Here is a 5,087-nt window from a genome sequence, read left to right as displayed (position 1 = left end):
CTTGTTATTTCTCGGTGCGGAAAAAACGGTAGTTTGGGATGGAAATGCCGATCTAAAAACTAACTATAGTTTACAATTCGCCCGGGATCTGATCGGTACTCCGATCGGCTTATTTATGGCGATAGTTGCTTTAATCATTTTTCTGGTGATCGGTTGGAAAACCGTATCGGGAGGCGGTGATCTTCGAGAATCCCTGGAATAACGATTTCCCTTTGCGGGCGATCAATTTTTTGGTAGCAGGATTAGCAATCAATAGAACTGCAAGTGAAATCAATCGAGTGACCGAAAAACCATTTTTATTTTGCTACTCCTTATCATTCTTGGGAGTTAATCGTACTATTAAAAACGGATTTAGTATCATACCCTATTGACAATTGGCAAATTGTGTGGGCATTTCAAGTGATACCAGTCAATCAGAATAGTTACGAACTGGACCCATTTGGTCGATTTTTGTTTAACAATTGAGATGGCAAATTCTCATCAAATATGCCTGAATCGTCATCTGGGTAAGCAACTCACATAAAGTTCATTTTGTCAAGGATTTTTAAGATACCCTTACCCTGTCTGTTAGGTACTGGACAACATTCTGTAACGTATCCTTGATATTCATTGCTTTTATCTCCGACTCTCGACAACAATCTCTGTTTCGGATAAGGTTGATCTACCACCCCAATTATCTGGACAGAATCTCATCAATTGTTGACTTTTGAGATAATTCTTGAATAATCTTCATAAGACTTTATAGTTTTTCTGGTTTATCCAAACTTTTATAATAATTCTTGTATTTTTGTCAAGGAAAGATTATTCAATTAAATCGCTGAACAAATATTTGATTGTTGTCCAGAAAGGTTTGTATCTTTGTTGATCATCTAAGCATAAATATCCATTGACAAAAACTTTTAATTGAGCATTATCTATCTCCTCATCCAAAAAAGGTTCGATGGCTTTCTGACGAAAGTCGTTGATTTTATTGAGGTTTAATCCCAACTTTTCGATAGTATTAATTGCTTTTTGATCATCTTCTTGTGCAGGTTTAATTGTACCATCATAGTTAAAGGCAAAGTGAGACTCACAATCGGGATTAAGTGGAGAGATTAAGAGATTTTCATCAAACCAGTTATTTTTTAGATTACCACAGTGCCGAGGTTCACCAAGCTCAAGATTTGCCTGACACGAACATAGCAAATTGGCATAATCTAGGGGATCAACAGTGGGATCACTTTGAGGTTTAAAATGTTCTATATGCCATTTACCATCAATCAATCGATTTTCACAATAACAACATATTTCCCCCTGTTCTGTCATCAACGCTTTAATTAGTATTTCTTTTGGTTTTCCCGCTAAATTTCTAAAGTCGGGCTGCCAATCTGAGTTAGCTTGCTCTTTCCAATTCTTAAACTCTGGTGGTTCTTGTCTTTTTCTAATATACTTCATTTTCCGATAATTTCCTTGCGTCGAATAATAACTTCAGCTTTAATTAATTCTGGATCATCTTGAATTTTAGCTCTGAGATCATTGATTTTCTTTTTAGCTGCCTCTAATTGATTTTGAGAAATTTGTTCATATATATCTTTCAAAGCTTCAGCGATTTCCTTGGGACGAGTTGTCTCTAATCCCATCAAATCTTCTAAAATTCGATCAACATTTTTGCCGTAGGACTCCTGCACGGGATGAACTTTTATTCCCATTTCTGTTTGTTCCATGAAGTGTAAACTTTCTGGTTGAACATGAGTGATAATATTAGGAGAATGGGTGGAAATAAAAAATTGACAGTTAGGAAAAACTTCTAGTAATTTAGGTACTACAAATCTTTGCCATTGAGGATGTAAATGTAAATCAATTTCGTCAATGATAATAACGCCAGTACCCGTTAAGGGATAAGGATTTTGAGGATTAGCAATCGCCATTCTTCGAGCTAAATCTCCCAGCATAGCAATCAGACATTTTTCTCCATCAGAAAGTTGATTAACAGTAACTATTTTATTCTTTTTTGTTACTTCCATTCTCAAAGGATTACGACGGACGCTAAGATTAGTAAAATCGGGTAGAAAACGTTCGATCGTTTCCCGAACCGCTTCCAATTGGGGATCGGGAAAACAAAAACCTTCCGGTTTAATTCGATCATACTGATATTTTCTATTTTCATTTTCTAAATCTTCACGTTCGCGAAACCATTCAAAAAAAGTGCGAAAATCTGATCCACTGGTTAAAGCATTTTCGTAGGCACTTAGAGAATCAAATTGATGTTTTGTTTTAATTTTTAATGGTATATCCAGCACTGCTCGATTAACAGAATAATAAACAAATAAAGGTAAGTTAATTTCTCCTTGATGTTCAGTAATTTGTCGTTGTATTTGTTGAGTGTATTCATTTAATTGGCTAAAATTACTCCGTTCTCCAGCGTGGATATATCCAGTCCTAGTTTTTACTATTTTCCAAGTAATCTCTTGACTATCTTCCGTCACCCCAGTGATTTCAATTATAGCCGTCCCCTGACCATTATTAATCTCGGTTTCGCTAATCTGTTGTCCACTGGCATTAGTATTTTTTAGGCGCTTAACTAACCATGAAAGCATAATCGCCAAACTATCTAAAATGGTAGATTTTCCCGCACCATTAACTCCTATAAATACATTTAATTGCCGATGAAAGTCGATGTTTAAACTGACTACACCTCGATAATTAATAAGCTTTATAGACTTAATCCTCATGGTTTTTTGTATCGGCAAGATTTGCTTATATTTGAGATAATTGTTAGAGAATGACTCTCGAATAATTGCCAGTAAAACTTAGATAGGGTTAAGAGACAGTAGGACAAGGAATAGAAAAAAATATCGACCAAAGAAATAATAACTAATTTTGGCACAGAACCGGATAGTCATAATGATTATTTATCATTTACCCTCGACCAACTCAAAAAAACCCCGGCTGACTTTCCCGATCGCTGCCCTCTGTGAGACAATCGATCGAGTGTTATCCTAAACTCCGCCAATTTTCATGTCCGACGACGCTACTATTCGCACTGCTGTACAACGTCTCTACAATACCTATCCTTTCCCCCCCGAACCGCTCCTAGACGAACCTCCTCCAGGTTACAATTGGCGCTGGAATTGGATTGCTGCCTATAACTTTTGTTGTCATCGTAAACCTGAACGAGAGGATATCCGCATTCTCGATGCAGGTTGTGGTACTGGTGCGGGAACTGAATATCTGCTCGCTCTCAACCCTTTCGCTCATGTAGTCGCTATAGATATCAGCGAAAAAGCTCTAGAAATTGCCAAAGAACGCTGTAATCGTTCGGGAGTTGCGACAAAGCACCGAGGTTCTCTGGATTTTCACCATTTACCCCTTGAATCGGCCACTAATCTCCCCGGAGAATTTGATTTAATTAACTGCGTCGGGGTGCTGCACCATCTCCCGGACCCGATTAAAGGTATTCAATCCCTCGCGCAAAAGCTGGCCCCCGGTGGTCTGCTGCACATTTTCGTCTATGCACAATTGGGACGCTGGGAAATCCAGTTAATGCAATCTGCGATCGCACTTTTGCAGGGAGACCGACGCGGGGATTATAAAGATGGGGTCGCTGTCGGCCGAGAGATTTTTGCCTCCCTACCGGAAAATAATCGCATTTTGAAACGGGAAAAAGAGCGTTGGTCAATGGAAAATCATCGCGATGAATCCTTCGCTGATATGTACGTTCACCCCCGGGAAGTGGACTACAATATCGATACCCTCTTTCAACTGATTGATGCGTCAGGATTAGCCTTTATTGGCTTTTCTAACCCTTCCTACTGGCAATTAGACCGTTTATTGGGTAAATCCCCCGAATTGATGGCTAGAGCGCAAAATTTAGGAGAAAGGGAACGTTATCGCTTGACGGAATTATTAGACCCGGAAATCACCCACTATGAATTTTTCCTCGCTAAACCACCGATTCTGACTGCCGATTGGTCCGGGGATCAAGTCCTAGAGAATGCAGTGGCCGAAGTTCATCCCTGTCTTTACGGTTGGCCTAGTGCAAGTGTTCTAGACTACGATTATCGGCCGGTTAATCTCTCGGAAAGAGAATTTGCTTTTTTACAAGCTTGTGATGGTCGTTTAAGCGTGGGAGAAATCGACGCTCAAGTTGCTTTAGGATTAACTGGTGTGCGTTCTTTACAACAGCGCCAACTACTGATTTTAAGTTAGAGAAAATTCTGGGATGTTAGAGATAGCGTCCCTTGGCAATGGGCAACTTTTAAACTAACTTGGCAAAATTTTGCCAAAACTTCTTTTTTCTTAACAATTACACCCTTCCTATCCCCATAGTTTCAGCCCCAGAATTAACCGGGGCTGAATTATAATAGTTTAAGAAAGTGGACAAGGCTGCTAAATTTCTGATCAGTCCGATTTTTGCCCATCGGCAAACGGGAGATTTTAATCATTATCCCAAGATTCCGAGGCGATTAAGTCACCAATTTGATCCCTGAGAAGGTAGTCACACCGTTCTAGTTCACATTCAACACAAACCCACTCCCGGGGGGGAATGAACTGACAGAGAGTGTAGATCGGTTGGTGTCTGCTCACTACCCCCTGTTCTACCATCTGACGGACTTCGTCCTTAATCATCCTGATAGAGTAAGCGGTGGGAGCGGTGGAGAAAGTTATGGCACTCATGGGAGATTTCCTGCAAGATCTACAAAAGAAGTCTTATCACTAACTATAGTCTAACCTATAGAGGGACAAAAGAGATTTTTTGCTGTATCGACGATGACAATTTTTTATAATATATAGCGGAACCCTCTCCCCTCGCCAGTTTAGGCTTAGGTTAAGAAAAGTTAAATTTATCGGCTAAAAGCTGTCGAGTCCCCTTATACCAAATCAGTTAAGTAGGTAGGCACAATTATTTGTAGGATGGGTTAGCGGTAGCGTAACCCATGCGGGCGTTGGGTTTCATGCTTCAACCCAACCTTGTATATTGAGAGAGGTGGTAGACCGTCCCAACCTTGGTCAGAAAAGACCGCTTCGTAGCAAGGGTCACCACCATAATCTCCCTGACAAAACTCGAACAGTCGCCGGGGTCGTGGCGAAAACAATCAATTTTTAAG

Annotated in this window: 5 protein-coding genes; 2 read left to right on the top strand and 3 right to left on the bottom strand. The window is 39.9% G+C overall.

Annotated elements, in window-relative coordinates; genetic code table 11:
- On the top strand, positions 1-202 hold a 202-nt coding region (locus PX484_RS22370; RefSeq protein WP_288105552.1), incomplete at its 5' end, for a hypothetical protein.
- A 599-nt stretch (positions 203-801) separates the two neighbouring features.
- Here the strand turns inward: PX484_RS22370 and PX484_RS22360 are convergent.
- Positions 802-1,434 carry a retron system putative HNH endonuclease gene (locus PX484_RS22360; RefSeq protein ID WP_287767121.1) on the bottom strand — a complete coding sequence of 211 codons (633 nt, stop codon included), beginning with the start codon at positions 1,432-1,434 and terminating at the stop codon, positions 802-804.
- The gene (locus tag PX484_RS22355) at positions 1,431-2,711 is read right to left on the bottom strand and encodes an AAA family ATPase (RefSeq protein ID WP_287767123.1); all 1,281 of its coding nucleotides are present in this window, start codon (positions 2,709-2,711) and stop codon (positions 1,431-1,433) included. Before PX484_RS22355 ends, PX484_RS22360 begins: the two co-directional genes overlap by 4 nt.
- 286 nt (positions 2,712-2,997) lie before the next feature.
- Between PX484_RS22355 and PX484_RS22350 the strand changes: the two genes are divergently transcribed.
- On the top strand, positions 2,998-4,188 hold the full coding sequence (locus PX484_RS22350; RefSeq protein ID WP_287767125.1) for a class I SAM-dependent methyltransferase: 1,191 nt from the start codon (positions 2,998-3,000) through the stop codon (positions 4,186-4,188).
- A gap of 228 nt (positions 4,189-4,416) precedes the next feature.
- On the opposite strand, the gene PX484_RS22345 is transcribed toward PX484_RS22350, so the two are convergent.
- The gene (locus PX484_RS22345) at positions 4,417-4,656 is read right to left on the bottom strand and encodes a DUF4327 family protein (protein ID WP_002738935.1); all 240 of its coding nucleotides are present in this window, start codon (positions 4,654-4,656) and stop codon (positions 4,417-4,419) included.
- Positions 4,657-5,087 lie beyond the last annotated feature (431 nt).

The sequence above is a fragment of the Microcystis sp. M49636_WE2 genome (assembly GCF_030065375.1).
Taxonomy (GTDB): domain Bacteria; phylum Cyanobacteriota; class Cyanobacteriia; order Cyanobacteriales; family Microcystaceae; genus Microcystis; species Microcystis aeruginosa_C.
The sequence above is the reverse complement of the archived record's forward strand: the minus strand, read 5'-3'. Positions and strand labels throughout refer to the sequence as shown.